Source organism: Mangrovimonas cancribranchiae (assembly GCF_037126245.1).
GTDB classification, from domain to species: Bacteria; Bacteroidota; Bacteroidia; order Flavobacteriales; family Flavobacteriaceae; genus Mangrovimonas; species Mangrovimonas cancribranchiae.
Map to the genome: position 1 here is coordinate 2,902,770 of NZ_CP136925.1, position 16,303 is coordinate 2,919,072.

A 16,303-nucleotide genomic window follows, 5' to 3' on the forward strand; every position below is an offset into this window, starting at 1 on the left:
TGTTAATTGTATCTTTGCATTAAATTTAAAAAACCATGGAAAACGTTCGTGTGCGATTTGCACCAAGTCCAACCGGACCTCTACATATAGGTGGTGTTAGAACTGCCCTTTTTAACTATTTATTTGCTAAAAAATATAACGGAACATTTGTACTTCGTATTGAAGATACCGATCAAAATCGGTATGTAGAAGGCGCCGAAAACTATATTATAGAATCTTTAAAATGGTGTGGTATTCCTTTTGATGAAGGTCCAGGAAAAAATGAACAATTTGGTCCTTACCGCCAAAGCGAACGAAAACATTTGTATAAAGAATATGCCGATAAACTCGTTTCCGAAGGTAAAGCCTATTATGCCTTTGATACTGCCGAAGAACTTGATGCACATAGAAAAGATCATGAAGCTAAAGGAAAAACCTTTATTTACAATTGGCACAACAGATTAAAACTACAAAACTCCTTAGCCTTATCGGCTGAAGACGTACAAGCAAAACTTGATGCAGGTGAAGACTATGTGATTCGTTTTAAAAGTCCGCAAGACGAAACACTTCATTTAAAAGATATTATTCGTGGTGATATTAAAATAGATACCAATACGCTTGATGATAAAGTATTATTTAAAGCCGACGGCATGCCAACCTATCATTTAGCAAATATTGTTGATGATCATTTAATGAAAATTACGCATGTTATTCGTGGTGAAGAATGGCTGCCATCTTTAGCTTTACATTACCAATTATACAAAGCTTTTGGGTGGGAAGCACCACAATTTGCGCATTTACCACTAATTTTAAAACCTACTGGTAAAGGAAAATTAAGCAAACGCGATGGCGATAAATTAGGGTTTCCTGTATTTCCATTAGCATGGAAAGACGAAAAAACAGGCGATATTTCTAGAGGTTACAGAGAAGATGGTTATTTTCCTGAAGCCGTCGTAAACTTTTTAGCCTTTTTAGGTTGGAACCCAGGAACAGAACAAGAAATTTTCTCATTAAAAGAGTTAATAGACGCTTTCGATTTATCTAAAGTAAATAAAGCTGGTGCACGATTCGATCCAGATAAAACAAAATGGTTTAACCACCATTACATGCAAGAACAACCTAACACGGTTTTAGCACAACAATTTAAAATTGCCTATAACGATAAATTAAAAGATATCGATGAGGCCTACATAGAGCTTGTTATTAGTTTAATTAAAGAACGTGCTACTTTTGTTTACGACTTTTGGAATTTAGGACACTTTTTCTTTGAAACACCAACCGAATTAGACGAAAAAGCCGTTAAAAAAGCATGGAAAGAAGGTACGCCAGAACTTATTAAAGACCTTATCCTTGTTATTGAATCGATTGACGATTTTACAGTTGAAAACATGCAAACCGTTATTAAAGGCTGGATAACTAATAACAACATTGGTTTTGGTAAAGTTATGATGCCACTACGATTAGCGCTAGTTGGCGCTTTACAAGGTCCCGATGTTTTCGAGATTATGTTTTTAATTGGTAAAAACGAAACCATTAACCGATTAGAAAATATTATTAATACTTTATAAAAAACAAAAAAGCGCGTTTTTCAACGCGCTTTTTTTATGCTTAATAATACCGTTAAAAGGTAATCATAGCTGTAAAAGCAAACATAGATTGGTTGCCTTTAATCTTTTTATCATTTCCTGTTAGATCTAAATTATCATCTTTATCTAACTTTCCTAACATATTGGTAAAGCCATAAATATACTGTGCCTTTACTCTAAAATGACTAAATCCTGCTGATACGCCAACGGTTCCATCAATATTAAATTTATTGACATCAGAAATATCTTTAGCTAAGAGATTATCATAATTAGCAACTATAAAATTTTCGTATTGGTCGTCTTGCAGTTTTAATTCGCCATTATACTGAAGCATTGGACCAATATCTATAGTTAAAAAGCTTTTAATAAGTTTTACATGCATTAATAAGGCTATTTGGGCTGTAAATACTTTATAGTCTAAAAACTGAGATTCTGCTGGTAACGTAACGGGACGTGTGGCAATACCTACTTCATTTTCGGCTAATTGTATAGTATAACTTATATTGTACCATTTATGTGGAAGATCGACAGTGGCCGATGCGCCAACCATCCATCCATTACCAGGTTTGGTTTCAAAATTATCGGTTAAAATATCGTATTGTGTAATCCCGCCGTAAATTCCAAAGCCATTTTTAATGGCATATCGCCTATGTTGTGCCTGAGAAATTGTAACAAATCCTATGCAAAAGACTACTAATAAAATAAAGTACTTGTTTTGTTTCATTGTATATGTGATTAAAACAAATATAGCTTAAATTAGTAAACATTAGTTAAAACCTTAAAACCATCACTTATGGGCCAATTTATTTTTATTCCTATTATTTTTTTTGGATTACTTATTTTAATCTCTTCTTTCTTTATTGTTAAACAACAGTCTGCTGCTATAATAGAACGTTTTGGGCGTTTTCAAGGTATTCGTCATTCTGGTTTACGTATAAAAATTCCTCTAGTAGATCGTGTTGCTGGACGTTTAAGTTTAAAAATTCAGCAGTTGGATGTAATTGTTGAAACCAAAACTTTAGACGATGTGTTTGTGCGCTTAAAAGTATCTGTACAATATGTCGTAATTAAAGAAAAAGTGTACGATGCATTTTATAAACTAGACTATCCGCACGACCAAATTACAAGTTATGTGTTTGATGTAGTTCGTGCCGAAGTGCCAAAAATGAAATTAGATGATGTTTTTGTTAAAAAAGATGATATTGCTATTGCTGTAAAATCAGAGCTTAACGATGCCATGTTAGACTATGGTTTTGATATTATTAAAACCCTTGTTACCGATATTGATCCAGATGCTCAAGTAAAAGCTGCTATGAACCGTATTAATGCCTCTGAGCGTGAAAAAATAGCAGCTCAATACGAAGGTGATGCACAACGTATTTTAATTGTTGAAAAAGCTAAAGCCGAAGCCGAAAGCAAGCGTTTACAGGGACAAGGTATTGCCGATCAACGTCGTGAAATTGCACGTGGTTTAGAAGAATCGGTAGAAGTATTAAATCGTGTAGGCATCAACTCGCAAGAAGCCTCAGCTTTAATTGTAGTGACGCAGCATTACGATACGCTACAATCTATTGGTGAAGAAACCAATAGTAACTTAATTTTATTGCCTAATTCGCCACAAGCTGGTAGCGATATGCTTAACAATATGGTGGCAAGTTTTACAGCTAGTAACCAAATTGGCGAAGCAATGAAAGAAGCTAGAAACAAAAAGAACGATGAGGAATAACATATGACCTTTCCTTTCAAAAAAAGTAAAAAACGCTTCTACTTTAATCTATCACTTGGTATTCTTTGGATTATTGTTGGATCGATAGGTGTTTTTATGGACGATACTAGATGGACCGATTATATTTTTTTAATCATAGGATTGTTCTATCTAGTATCCTCTTTTTTGGATACACAAACACATCATTTAATTATTACAAAAGATGTGATAAAAGAAGATTTCTTCTTTGGGAAGTCGATTAATATTAAAAACATCAATAATATTTCTGAATTTGCTGGCGATATTATTTTAAAAACACCTTCAAAAGAACTTACCATACACAAACAAGCCTTTGAAAACGAGGTTTTCAGTAGTATCAAACAACAGGTAGAACGCCTAAAATTAGACTTAAATTAATGCTCTTCTTGATACTTTTTAACTAACGCCTTCAAACTACTTAAATAATCTTCTAACGCTTTATTATCAATATTAGGATGTTCCATATTTGGGATAGTAATTGGATTTTCATCTAAATACTTATACAATTCTGGATAATTAGATTCTATATCTCTAGTTAATGTTGAAATCTCCTGTAATAAATCTTGTGTGGTTTTCATAGATATAGCCTTTAGTATAAAATACAAAAAAACACTAGAGTATTTAAATTATTTAAGCTTAAAAGGCTGTTAAACTTTTATTTAGAAAACGGATGACGTTCCTGCCAACCCTTTTTAGGGTTCATAAGTTTAAAAATATGTTTAAACAACCTATTTAAAATACCATTTGTGTGTTTCATATACATTGTCATAGGGTAAGCCTTCGCTCCTACCGAACTCTTAATAGTCATAGCTGTTCTAGCATAAACAATGGTTTTAAAGTTGTTATTAACGCCAAATGCAATCATATCGTACAACATATTTAAATACAGTTGCATATTGTATTGGTAGCGTTCATCATAACCTAAAAAATAGGTTTCCAAATCGTTATTATTGTTCAAAATAAGCGTATAAAACCCAACTAACTCCTCATTTAAATAATAGCCAAAAACCTTAAAGTTGTCTTGAAGCTTTTGTTTGTAAATTAAAAAATGATTCTCTGGTAAAATAAACGTATTGAATTTAGCATTATCTGACACCGTTTTATATAATTCATAAAGTCTTTTAGATTGTTCTTTAATGGTTTGTAAATCCAATTCTTTGCAAACAATACCATTATACTTTTTTCTAGCACGTTTATAACGACGACGGTATTTTTTGTTTAAAGCTTTTAAATAATCATCAAAGCTACGCCAAGATTCTGAAACTTGAAACAACATATTGGGTTGTACTTTTACGTTATAAAAGCCTTTTTTAGAGAAGTTATCCCGTTCTTGATGAAGAACATCAGTATTAAAGAAATCCTTTAGTAGAAATAATCTTATGCGTTTTTGGGAATGGTCTTTAATTTGTTGTCTAAGATTTTTAAATACCTTAAAAATTGTTTCTGAAAATTCTGAAACAGAAATGGCATTAGATATAAAATAACCATGTTGCCCAGTATGTGTTAAATTACCTAAAACAAGAATATTCCCTTTTAAAATAAGTGATACCAAGCTTTTAAAACGTTCTCTAAAACAAGAGTCGTTATTGTTTCTAAACATATCTTTTACATACAACTGCACGCGTTGTAAAACGGCAACCGCTACCAAATTATCATGTTTAAAAACACCAACATAATACAATGAAATATTGTTAGGTGAAGCCGTTTCAATAGCTTTAAGATAATTAGAATGCAAAAAAATATCGTGCGATACCAAAGTATCCCACGAATTTGGAAGTTGTTTATATGTTGTGTAAATCTTATAGTTTATCAAACCACAAAAAAAGACTGATACTTATAATCAGTCTTCTATTTTATATATTCATTACAATTTTATTGCCATCTGCAAACAATACCGCCCATAATAGCTAGGGTTACAATCCAATATCCAGCATTTATTAAAATGTATTTGGTGCCTTTTCTTTCAAATAAGGCATTGGTTCCTAAAATTGGTAACGCAATAAAAACACCCGCTATTGTACCGTGTAAAGCACCGTGTTTAAAGGTTCTAAAAGCATTACCATAATCGTCCATAAAGGCTTGAAAAGACGGTTCTGCCATACTAGGATCGCCACCAACCATGCCTAAAGCTCCTGTTTGATGAATGGTTATAAATTGTAAAGCAAAAGCTAATAGGAAGGCAAAAATAAAAGCCAAAATAAAAATCTTAGCCATATTACCTCCTTTCATTTTCTCCTCGGTCATTTCTGCTGCTCTTGCCCAAGCGTATCCAAAAACTTTAGGATTGTACCAAATGGCACCTATAACAAGCGCCGAAGCTGCAGCTGCTAAAAGAGCTAAAAAGTTAATTTCCATAATATGATATAATTAGTTAGTAAACTAAATATAGTGATTATTGGAATAAAAAACTTTTTTAAAGTAAATGAAATAAAAAATCCCAAGCATAAAACTTGGGATTTATCTCTTTTAAAATGTGCTTTTACAAGTTAGAAACCTCGTTAACCAACTTCTGATTTTTATCGTTCTTGGCCTTTGTAATAAATGCTACAATCTCATCATTTTTTTCCAAGCCTTTTTCCAACAAAACGCCTAACGTAATAGCTGTAGCTATGCGTGTTCCTGCTTTTTTAACCGAAGTATTGAATAACGGTTGCAAATCATCATAAGACACATCGGTTGCAAGTTTCTTGATGTTTTGCTTAGCAGCATCAAATTTATCGTCTGGTAAACGATCTAGCTTCTTCCCTATTTTCTTGATATCTTCAATAGCAGGTCGTTGTTGTTGTGGCTTAGGCTGATTTTGCTGCTTTGATTGTGGTTTTTGTTTTGCCCAAGTATCACGTAATCCTACAGTTTTATTGAAGACTAATTTATCTGAAGTAGAATCGTTATCAACATTAAAATATCCTAAACGTTGAAACTGAAATCTGTCTGATACTTTAGTTTCTTGCAAACTTGGTTCAACAAAAGCTTCAACAATATTTAGAGAATTAGGATTTAAAAATGCCATAAAGTCTTTGTCTTGATGACTGTCTGGAGCTTCGTCCATAAATAACCTATCGTATTCTCTAACTTCGGCTCTTACCGCATGTTTTATAGACACCCAATGCAACGTCCCTTTTACTTTTTTAGAGGTGTCTTCAGAATAGGTACAATGAATTTCTTTTATCTCGCCCTTATCATCTTTTACCACATCATTAGCTTGAATGATATACGCATTTTTTAAGCGTACTTCGCCACCCAGTTTTAATCTGAAAAACTTATTGCTAGCTTCCTCTTTAAAATCAGCTTTTTCAATATAAAGCTCTCTTGAAAATGGTACTTGTCTAGAACCAGCACTAATATCTTCCGGATTATTTTCAGCTTCAAACCACTCTTCTTTATCTTCTGGATAATTGGTAATAACAACCTTAACTGGATCTAAAACTGCCATCACGCGGGGTGCTGTTTTATTAAGATGATCGCGAACACAAAATTCCAATAACGATACATCTATCACATTTTCGCGTTTAGCAACGCCTACTTTTTCTATAAATGTTCTTATAGATTCTGGTGTGTAACCGCGACGTCGTAAACCTGAAATAGTAGGCATTCTAGGGTCGTCCCAGCCATTTACTATACCATCTTCCACTAATTTAAGCAGTTTACGCTTACTCATAATGGTATAACTAAGATTCAAACGTGCAAACTCACGCTGTTTAGGTAGCATAGGATACGTGTTTTTAGAATAATCGTATACTTGCTCCTTAAACCAATTATAAAGTTCTCTATGTGGCTTAAATTCAAGCGAACATAAGGAATGTGAAATTTGTTCGATATAATCGCTTTCACCATGCGTCCAATCGTACATTGGGTAAATGCACCAATTATTTCCGGTTCTATGGTGTGCTTTTTTAAGAATACGATACATGATAGGATCGCGCATCAACATATTGGTATGCTTCATATCTATTTTAGCTCGTAAAACGTGTTCGCCTTCTTCAAACTCACCATTTTTCATACGGTTGAACAAATCTAAATTTTCTTCAACTGTACGATTTCTGTAAGGTCCATCTACTCCTGGTTGCGTTGGTGTTCCTTTTTGCTCAGCCATAGCTTCGCTAGATTGCGAATCGACATAGGCTTTGTTTTCTTTTATTAATAACACTGCCCAGTCGTATAATTGCTGAAAATAATCGGACGAATACAATTCATCTGCCCATGTATAACCCAACCATGCTATATCGCGCTTAATAGCATCGACATATTCCTGTTCTTCTTTTGCAGGGTTTGTATCATCGAATCTTAAATTAACAGGCGCGTTATATTTTAATCCTAAACCAAAGCTAATCCCTATGGCTTTGGTATGTCCAATATGAAGATACCCATTAGGTTCTGGCGGAAAACGAAAACGAAGTTTATCTTTTTCTAAGCCATTAGCTAAATCCTCTTCAATAATATGTTCTATAAAATTTAGTGACTTTTCACTCATAATTCTTATCTAAAAATAGGCTACAAATTTAAAGGAAATAACTCTAAAATAAGTGAATAATATATCTTTGTAAAAAAATAGTATTTTGGGAGTTATAAAAGTTGAAAATATTAGGGTTTTTGCCCATCATGGTTGTCTTAAAGAAGAAACTAAAATAGGTAGTGATTACCGTGTAGATTTAAAAATTAAAGCTGATTTACAAAAATCGGCAAAAACAGATCTTTTACATGATACGGTAGATTATGTATTTTTAAATCGTATTGTACGTGAAGAAATGCAACAACCCTCACATTTATTAGAAACGGTTGCTAAACGTATTATTACTAGAATTTTAAAAGAAGATAAAAAGATAAAAAAAGTAAGTATTGCTGTTAGTAAACTAAATCCTCCTATTGGTGGTGATGTAGAAATGGTCACTATAAAAATGACAAAAAAGCGAAAAAACTAAGACTTGGTGGTATAAAAAGGGATTTTTTGTTACATTTGCGGTCTAATAATGGCGTCGTGGCCGAGTGGCTAGGCAGAGGTCTGCAAAACCTTGTACAGCGGTTCGAATCCGCTCGACGCCTCAACAAAAGCTTCTAGTTTATTCTGGAAGCTTTTCTTTTATAGGATTTATTTGTTCTATTTTTTCTTTTAATAGCTCTTTTTCGTTTGGAAAAAATCCTTGAACTAAAAGTAATACACCAAATCCTAAAATAACTAAAGCTATAATTTTCTTGGTTTTAAAAATGCGTCGCGGTGTTAATTTTCGTCTAATACGCTTGGCTACTGCTATTTTAAATAAATCTACTAAAAGGTAGGTTACTAGCATGGTGACTATAAAAACTTCAACGCCATTTTTACTTGTTGTTATAGAATTAGCAATAACAATAAATCCAAGCCATCCTGCTAAAACACCAATGTTTATAAAATTTAGAAGAAAGCCTTTTACAAACAACATACCGTAGTTTTTCTTGATTTGAACACGATGATATTCTTTTACAATAGAACGAAAAGATTTTGATGTTTTGGTAAAAGAAATAATGCCATAAGCTACAAGTAACACCCCACCAAATATGAGAAAATTAGGATCGTCTTTTATTTTTTGAAGTAAACTATTAGCACTATAAAAAGCAACTAGAATGAATAAAATATCGGCAAAAATAACGCCTAAATCGAAAATTAAAGCACTTTTAAATCCTTTGGTTGCACTAGTTTCTAGAAGTACAAAAAATACAGGTCCTATGGTAAAAGCTAATATAATACCAAATGGAATGGCCGCTAAAATATCATTTATCATAAAACCTTAGTAATTGTCTTACAAAGGTAGAAAAAATAGTGGGTTTAATTTCTGTATTCTATACTTCCACCTAAAGCTTTGCTTTCGTTTACATTTTTTGGCTTTCCGTAAACAATAACTTCGCCTCCTGCTCTAATTTTAATATCGAGATTTTCTTGAGCTTTAACTCTAGCTTCACCTCCAGCTTTTATGGTTACTTCGGTATCTTGAGACTCTAGTTCTTGTCCATTATAAATACCGCCTGTACTTAAGTCTATAAGCTGTTTTTTGGCTGTTCCAGAAGTTTTTACTTCGCCTCCTGTAATGGCTTTAATATCTAAAATAGTTACGTTTGTCTGTAATTTTATTTGGGCACCTTCTTGCGTTTTTAGTGTAAGATCTATTTGTTTAAATACATCTTCTGAACTTATAAAAGCACCTTCGTTAGCATCGATAATTTCTAAATTGGTAAAATAAACTTTTACATAGGTATCGCGCCCATTAAAAGTTTCACTTAAATCCATACGAATTTTTAATACTCCATTTTTATTAACAATAGCAACATCTTCTTTATTTCTACCAGAGATTTCAACCTTGTTCTCGTCGCTTTTAATAAGTTCAACATCTATTAAATCAAAAGCTTTTAGCTTAGTAAATTCGCCTATTGTTTTAGTTATGGTATTTTGTGAATTTGCAACTAACGATACGGTTACAGCTAAAATAAATAGTAATTTTTTCATTGTTTTTCTTTTCCTTATTTCTCAACAAAAACTATTCCTTATGCTTTCCTAAAAGATAAAAATCTAAATGTTTTTTAACCAAATCGGTGTCTTTTACCTTAACAACAACCTCATCTCCTAATTGATACATGTGTTTTGTTTCTCGGCCTATAATGGCAAACTGAGATTCATCAAACTCGTAATAATCATCTTTTATGTCACGAATTCGTACCATACCTTCACATTTATTATCGATAATTTCTACATAAATTCCCCAATCTGTTACACCAGAAATTACACCAACAAATTCTTCATTTTCATGGTCTTGCATAAAGCGTATTTGCATGTACTTGATGGAATCTCGCTCGGCTTTTGTGGCTAAATATTCCATATTACTGGAATGTTGACACTTTTCTTCGTAAATGGCTTCGTTGGCAGATTTTCCACCATCTAAGTAATGTTGTAATAAACGATGTGCCATAACGTCTGGATAACGACGGATAGGCGATGTAAAATGACTATAATAACCAAATGCTAAACCGTAATGACCAATATTATGTGTGGTGTATTCTGCTTTACTCATACTACGTATGGTTAAAGTATCGACAAGGTTTTGTTCCTTTTTTCCCACGACATCTTTTAACAGGTTGTTTAACGATGAGGTGACACTTTTTCTATCTTTAAAATTAAGTTTATACCCAAAACGACCAACTACATTTTGTAAAGCAGCTAATTTACTGTCGTCTGGTTCGTCGTGTACACGATAAATAAAGGTTTTTTCAGGTTTTTTCTTTCCTACAAATTCGGCTACTTTTTTATTAGCCAAAAGCATAAATTCTTCAATTAATTTATTGGCATCTTTACTCGTTTTAAAGAATACACCTATTGGATTGTTGTCCTTATCTAAATTAAATTTTACTTCAACTTTATCAAATGAAATTGCTCCAGATCGCATGCGTTTACTACGCATTTTTTTTGCTAATTCGTCTAGTTTTAAAATAGCATCGGCTATATCTTGTTTTGTTTGATAAGTGTCTCCTGTTAAAGATACTTCTTTAGGAATGGTATTCGTCTTAGATTCGATAACTGCTTGAGCTTCTTCGTAAGCAAATCGGGCATCGCTATAAGTTACCGTTCTACCAAACCATTGGTCTTTTACTTCAGCTTTATCATTGATTTTAAAAACAGCTGAAAACGTATATTTTTCTTCGTTTGGACGTAATGAACAGGCTTTGTTTGATAAAATTTCTGGTAACATAGGTACCACACGATCTACAAGATAAACAGATGTGGCGCGTTCGTAAGCTTCGTCATCTAAAATCGTATTTGGTTGTACATAATGCGATACATCGGCAATATGAATACCTATTTCGTATAAACCATTTTCTAAGACTGTAAATGATAAAGCATCGTCAAAATCCTTGGCATCTTTTGGATCGATGGTAAAGGTTAAATCTTGACGCATATCGCGACGTTTGGCTATTTCTTCTTTGGTAATAGACGTGTCTATTTTATTAGCATAAGCTTCCACTTCATGAGGAAAATCGTGAGGCAACCCGTATTCGGCTAAAATAGAATGAATTTCGGTACTGTGTTCTCCTGGTTTTCCTAAAACTTGGCGTATTTTCCCGTAAGGTGAATCTGCTTTTTCTGGCCAATCTTCTAACGATACTAAAACTTTATCGCCATCTTCTGCATTGTTGGTTTTGTTAATAGGTACAAAAATATCTTTATACATTTTTGGGCTATCTGGAATAACAAAAGCATAGTTACTATGTAATTGTACAACACCAACATAATCGGTTTTAGCGCGTTTTAATACTTGGGTAATTTCGCCTTCTAATTTACCACGTTTTCTGCGCTTAAAGAGGTAGAATTCTACTTCGTCGCCATCTAAAGCACGATTAATATTATTTGAGGCTATAAATACATCATCTTCAAAATCTTCAGAAATAATATAACCAGATCCTTTTGAAGTGGCATCTAAAATTCCTGTATGATATTGTGTTGTTACAACAGCTTTAAATTTACCACGTTCTACTTCTTCTATGTCTTTTTTGGCTTTAAGCTGCTGAAGTTTTTTTATAATTTGGTTTCTGCTGCTGGCATCGTTTACACCAAGTTTTGCAGCTATTTGCTTGTAGTTAAAGCTTTTATTTCGTTCCTTTTTTAAAATACTAAGAATGGTATTTGTAAGGTTTGAAATTTTATTATTTGATCGTCTTCTTCGTTTCTTTCTTCCCATCTACTTATTTCTAATTATAACAAATCTAAGCTTTAATATAGTAAGAACATTAGCTTGACAAAAAGTTTATTCACATTTAATACTATATTAATTATTCTTCTTTTAAAATTTTAAAAAAATATTAATGATTATTATAGGGTGTTAATAGCTAGTATAACTTTTTTAAGTTTTATTTTGAAAATACATAGTTTACGTTCTGTTAATATTTAATTAACATAGGTTTTAATTTTAACTGTTTCATTTTTAAGGGAATTTAAAATGTTATTAACAGTTGTTTACAACGTGATTTCACAATTATTTTTTGACATGTTTTTTTAAAAACGATGTTAGTAATCCACAATTTTGATGCTGAAAAGTCGTCTAAAAAAACTAGAGTTATAATTTGCTTTATTCATTCCTATTTTGCTTTGTAATTTTTTATGACTTTTAAAAATTTTTCTTTTAGAAAGAAATAAACAGTTATTAACAACTTATAAAAAATGGTTGTTAAAGTAATTAACATTATAAAAAAGTATGATAAATTAATCTTAGGTAATGTACTTGGTTTTGTACCTTTACACCACAAAACAACACATACTAAAAACATGACTATTTCAATTGGAAACGACCACGCAGGAACCGACTACAAATTTGCTGTAGTTGAACATTTAAAAAACAAAGGATTTACTGTAAATAATTATGGTACAGACACTAATGATAGTGTAGATTATCCAGATTTTGTGCATCCTGTTGCTAAAGATGTAGAAAACAAAGTTGTCGATTTTGGTATTATTATCTGCGGAAGTGGTAATGGTGCTAATATGACAGCTAATAAACATCAAGGTGTGCGTTCGGCACTTTGTTGGAACAAGGAAATTGTTGCTTTAGCAAGACAACATAATAATGCTAATATTTTAAGTATTCCAGCAAGATTTACTGCTTTACCACAAGTTTTAGAAATGGTTGATACGTTTTTAGAAACTGCTTTTGAAGGCGGACGACACGAAAACCGTATAAATAAAATACCTGTTTCGTGCTAAATGGCGCATTCTCATTCACATAACCACTCACATCATTACGATATGAAAGGTAGAAATTTAATAATTTCTATCTTATTAAATATTATTATTACTGCTGCTCAAGTTATTGGTGGATTGGTTTCTGGAAGTTTATCTCTATTAAGTGATGCCTTGCATAATTTTAGCGATGTTTTATCTTTAATAGTTAGTTATGTAGCCTCTAAACTTTCAAAACAAAAGGCTTCTTTAAATAGAACGTTTGGGTATAAACGTGCCGAAATTTTAGCCGCATTTGTTAATGCTTCTACTTTAATAATTGTGGCTATAATTCTTATAAAAGAAGCTTATGAACGTTTTCAAGAACCACAAGAAATTGAATCTAATCTGGTAATATGGTTATCGCTTATTGCTATTATTGGTAATGGATTTAGTGTTTTATTACTTAAAAAAAGTTCTGAAAATAACATAAATATTAAGTCGGCGTATTTACATATGCTAACCGATATGTTAGCAAGTGTTGCTGTATTGGTTGGTGGATTATTAATGAAATATTACCAACTGTTTTGGGTAGATAGTTTATTAACCTTTCTTATAGCATTATATTTAATTTATGTAGGTTACGATTTATTAAAAACATCTACTAAAATGTTGATGTTGTTTACACCAGATCATATCGATTTAAAAGCGGTTGTTAGAACTGTTAATAAACTAGAAAAAGTAAAAAAACTGCATCATGTTCATATTTGGAATTTAAGTGATGATGAATTGCATTTAGAAGCTCATTTAGATTTACAAGAAGACATTTCTACTTCAGAATTTAATACTTTGTTAATAACTATTGAAGCCTTGCTTCACGATAAATTTAATATCAATCACATTACTATTCAACCAGAATATAAAAAGGATGACTCTAAAGATGTTATTGTTCAAGATTAACTCGATTATCGAAATTTAAAATATGTTAACAAACAATAAAACCAAATATTAATATCAAACAGCTTAACAAAATGAAACAAATTTACATTTTAACCCTACTATTATTTACAATAAATCTAGTTAATGCTCAAGTATCCAAAACAGACACAAATTCTGAAACATTAGATGCATCAATAGCAACTAGAATTTTAAACTATTCAAGTGCTGAAATATCCGGAAATATAACCAAAATTGAATTAGATTTAACACTAACTATAACTGATAACTCTGGTTGTGCACCAGGAGCATTTGGAGTTCATAATGATATTGCCGTAAGTCTTACTTCCCCTAATGGTACAGAAGTGCATATAGTACAAGATTTTGCGGGTATACTAATAGGTAGTCCACCAGTCGAAATTACATATCAAGATTTAGGTTATCCATCAATTGTTAATGAAACAGCAACATACAGTGATGATGCCACACTTTTAGCAGATGACCAAACATTTTTTGGCGCAGGAACTTGGAAACCTCACAATTCATTTAGTGCCTTTAATGGAGAAAATCCAATTGGAAACTGGACTTTAAGAGTTGCTGATGGAAGAAGTCATGGTTTCCCTGATTTTACTTGTTATTTAAATGCTACTCTTAGAATAACTACAGATACAAATTTAAGTATCAATGACTTAGATTTGAGTGACAGAATTAAAATTTACCCAAATCCATCTTCTGATTTTATTCAAATTTCTGGTTTAAATAAATCAGAAAAATATAATTTATATGATATACAAGGTAAAAAAATAAGTAATGGGATTATCCCTGATAATAAAAAAATTGAAATCCGAAATCTTAAGAACGGTTTATACTTCTTGCAATTTGAAAATAGAGGTACAATAAAGTTAATAAAAGAGTAGACTTAAAAACAATAACGTTTTCTAGTATATAGATTATTTATAGTCAGTTTATTAAATAACTTAGGTTTTATTTGGCTTGTGACTCAACCGAAAAATAATCACTAATTTGCACACGATTAAACATATATAAAACCGTTATCAAGTACCTTATAGTCATTTAAAATACTATGCTTAAAATAACTGTAAAAGATTACGACGAATTATCTAAAATCGAATTGTACGACACTTTACAATTACGCAGCGAGGTATTTGTTGTAGAGCAAGATTGCGTATATCAAGATATAGACGGAAAAGATCAAAAAGCGTTACATGTTTTAGGGTATAAAAACCATGTTTTGGTAGCTTATACACGGCTATTTAAACCTGGCGATTATTTTAAAGAAGCTAGTATTGGTCGTGTAGTAGTTAAGCAATCTGAAAGGGCTCATAAATATGGTTATAATATTATGGAAGCCTCTATTAATGCTATAAAAACGTATTATAATGAAACTAATATAAAAATATCGGCACAATGCTACCTTAAACAGTTTTATAATAATCTAGGATTTAAAGAAATAGGCGAGGAATATTTAGAAGATGGCATTCCTCATATTGCTATGTTAAAAACTTAATTTTCATTGTCTTCATCGCCAGCGTAAGTAACTAAAATTTCTACACGACGATCGAATTTTGGCTCGCCACCAAGCGGAAATTTTCTGCGCATACCTACATATTTCATTCGGCGTTTATTAACCCCTCTTTTTGCTAAATAATCGTAAATATATTTGGCTCTAGCAACAGATAAATTACGTTTTCGTGTTTTTCTATCAATAGCATCTCGGCTATATTTTGTACAACAAACATGGCCTTGGATAGTAAAATAAACGCTTTCTCTCTCTATTAGAATTTTGGCAATTTCTTCAAGAGTTTTTTCAGATTCTGGGAGTAAAATACTGTATCCTGTTTTAAATAAAATGTTTTCTAATTTTATTTTATCGCCTGCTTTTAGGTCGCCTTTTAATTTTTCTTCGGTAGTAAGCTTTTCTTTAGGAGCTTTTAGTTTTCTTGGTGGATTGTATGGTTGAACAATAATTTCTACTTTACGGTTTAATCCTCTTATTTTATGAATATCTTCTTCTTTAACAACTTTAAGGAGTATTTTACCTTTTCCATCAACATTGGTAATCACATTTTCATCGAATTCGTTGTTAGAAAAAATGGTTTTTATAGCATCGGCACGTTGTTGCGAAAGCACTAAATTATAATCGTCGCTACCACGATCGTCTGTAAAACCATAAATAGATACTTTTTCTATATCTAAACCCTCAATATCGAATAAAAATCCAAGTAATCTACTGTATTCTGTTTCGTTTACCTCGTATTTATCGGTTTCAAAAAATACTTCGTGAGTAAATTTTTTGTCTTGAGAAAAGCTATTTAAACATAGACTTAAGCAAACAAGTATGTATAATTTTTTAATCATTTAGAATAG

General features: G+C 31.9%; 17 protein-coding genes and 1 tRNA gene. 9 read left to right on the plus strand and 9 right to left on the minus strand.

Annotation, left to right across the window (positions count from 1 at the left end; translation table 11 throughout):
• Positions 1-35 precede the first annotated feature (35 nt).
• Positions 36-1,547 carry a glutamate--tRNA ligase gene (gene gltX, locus R3L15_RS13440; protein ID WP_338732288.1) on the plus strand — a complete coding sequence of 504 codons (1,512 nt, stop codon included), beginning with the start codon at positions 36-38 and terminating at the stop codon, positions 1,545-1,547.
• 52 nt (positions 1,548-1,599) lie between these two features.
• Here gltX and R3L15_RS13445 read toward each other — a convergent pair whose 3' ends face one another.
• Positions 1,600-2,289, minus strand: coding sequence for a hypothetical protein (locus R3L15_RS13445; RefSeq protein ID WP_338732289.1), 690 nt, complete (start codon positions 2,287-2,289; stop codon positions 1,600-1,602).
• A gap of 69 nt (positions 2,290-2,358) precedes the next feature.
• On the opposite strand from R3L15_RS13445, the gene R3L15_RS13450 reads away from it, so the two are divergent.
• Positions 2,359-3,291: an SPFH domain-containing protein gene (locus R3L15_RS13450; protein WP_338732290.1), complete on the plus strand. Its 933-nt coding sequence runs from the start codon at positions 2,359-2,361 to the stop codon at positions 3,289-3,291.
• A gap of 3 nt (positions 3,292-3,294) precedes the next feature.
• Complete coding sequence (locus R3L15_RS13455) at positions 3,295-3,687, plus strand: hypothetical protein (RefSeq protein WP_338732292.1); 393 nt, start codon at positions 3,295-3,297, stop codon at positions 3,685-3,687.
• Here the strand turns inward: R3L15_RS13455 and R3L15_RS13460 are convergent.
• The 4 genes from R3L15_RS13460 to R3L15_RS13475 all read right to left on the minus strand — a co-directional run bounded on the left by R3L15_RS13460 (position 3,684) and on the right by R3L15_RS13475 (position 7,780).
• Complete coding sequence (locus R3L15_RS13460) at positions 3,684-3,887, minus strand: hypothetical protein (protein ID WP_338732293.1); 204 nt, start codon at positions 3,885-3,887, stop codon at positions 3,684-3,686. The genes R3L15_RS13455 and R3L15_RS13460 overlap by 4 nt on opposite strands.
• Positions 3,888-3,964: 77 nt before the next feature.
• On the minus strand, positions 3,965-5,122 hold the full coding sequence (locus R3L15_RS13465) for a GNAT family N-acetyltransferase (protein WP_338732294.1): 1,158 nt from the start codon (positions 5,120-5,122) through the stop codon (positions 3,965-3,967).
• A 59-nt stretch (positions 5,123-5,181) separates the two neighbouring features.
• Positions 5,182-5,664 (minus strand): DUF1761 domain-containing protein, encoded by a 483-nt coding sequence (locus tag R3L15_RS13470; protein WP_338732295.1) that lies wholly within the window; start codon positions 5,662-5,664, stop codon positions 5,182-5,184.
• Between the two features lie 124 nt (positions 5,665-5,788).
• Complete coding sequence (locus R3L15_RS13475) at positions 5,789-7,780, minus strand: glutamine--tRNA ligase/YqeY domain fusion protein (RefSeq protein ID WP_338732296.1); 1,992 nt, start codon at positions 7,778-7,780, stop codon at positions 5,789-5,791.
• Between the two features lie 85 nt (positions 7,781-7,865).
• Here R3L15_RS13475 and folB point away from each other — a divergent pair, with 85 nt between their 5' ends.
• Together folB and R3L15_RS13485 are read left to right on the plus strand one after the other, a co-directional pair.
• Positions 7,866-8,228, plus strand: a complete 363-nt coding sequence (gene folB / locus R3L15_RS13480; protein WP_338732298.1) for a dihydroneopterin aldolase — start codon at positions 7,866-7,868, stop codon at positions 8,226-8,228.
• 50 nt (positions 8,229-8,278) lie between these two features.
• Positions 8,279-8,349: transfer RNA gene (locus R3L15_RS13485), tRNA-Cys, on the plus strand.
• A 17-nt stretch (positions 8,350-8,366) separates the two neighbouring features.
• On the opposite strand, the gene R3L15_RS13490 is transcribed toward R3L15_RS13485, so the two are convergent.
• Genes R3L15_RS13490 through rnr form a run of 3 tightly spaced genes read right to left on the minus strand, consistent with a single transcriptional unit; the run spans position 8,367 to position 12,005 of the window.
• Positions 8,367-9,062, minus strand: coding sequence for a LysE family transporter (locus R3L15_RS13490; protein ID WP_338732300.1), 696 nt, complete (start codon positions 9,060-9,062; stop codon positions 8,367-8,369).
• A gap of 44 nt (positions 9,063-9,106) precedes the next feature.
• Positions 9,107-9,781, minus strand: coding sequence for a head GIN domain-containing protein (locus R3L15_RS13495; RefSeq protein ID WP_338732301.1), 675 nt, complete (start codon positions 9,779-9,781; stop codon positions 9,107-9,109).
• A 31-nt stretch (positions 9,782-9,812) separates the two neighbouring features.
• Complete coding sequence (gene rnr / locus R3L15_RS13500; RefSeq protein WP_338732302.1) at positions 9,813-12,005, minus strand: ribonuclease R; 2,193 nt, start codon at positions 12,003-12,005, stop codon at positions 9,813-9,815.
• A 584-nt stretch (positions 12,006-12,589) separates the two neighbouring features.
• Here rnr and rpiB point away from each other — a divergent pair.
• From rpiB to R3L15_RS13520, 4 genes are all read left to right on the plus strand, one after another.
• Complete coding sequence (rpiB, locus tag R3L15_RS13505) at positions 12,590-13,024, plus strand: ribose 5-phosphate isomerase B (protein ID WP_338734147.1); 435 nt, start codon at positions 12,590-12,592, stop codon at positions 13,022-13,024.
• Positions 13,025-13,939: a cation diffusion facilitator family transporter gene (locus R3L15_RS13510; protein WP_338732303.1), complete on the plus strand. Its 915-nt coding sequence runs from the start codon at positions 13,025-13,027 to the stop codon at positions 13,937-13,939.
• Positions 13,940-14,010: 71 nt separating this feature from the next.
• Complete coding sequence (locus R3L15_RS13515) at positions 14,011-14,832, plus strand: T9SS type A sorting domain-containing protein (protein ID WP_338732305.1); 822 nt, start codon at positions 14,011-14,013, stop codon at positions 14,830-14,832.
• Between the two features lie 167 nt (positions 14,833-14,999).
• Positions 15,000-15,443: a GNAT family N-acetyltransferase gene (locus tag R3L15_RS13520; RefSeq protein WP_338732306.1), complete on the plus strand. Its 444-nt coding sequence runs from the start codon at positions 15,000-15,002 to the stop codon at positions 15,441-15,443.
• Here the strand turns inward: R3L15_RS13520 and R3L15_RS13525 are convergent.
• The gene (locus R3L15_RS13525) at positions 15,440-16,294 is read right to left on the minus strand and encodes an OmpA family protein (protein WP_338732307.1); all 855 of its coding nucleotides are present in this window, start codon (positions 16,292-16,294) and stop codon (positions 15,440-15,442) included. The two genes, R3L15_RS13520 and R3L15_RS13525, sit on opposite strands and share 4 nt — an antisense overlap.
• Between the last annotated feature and the right edge of the window lie 9 nt (positions 16,295-16,303).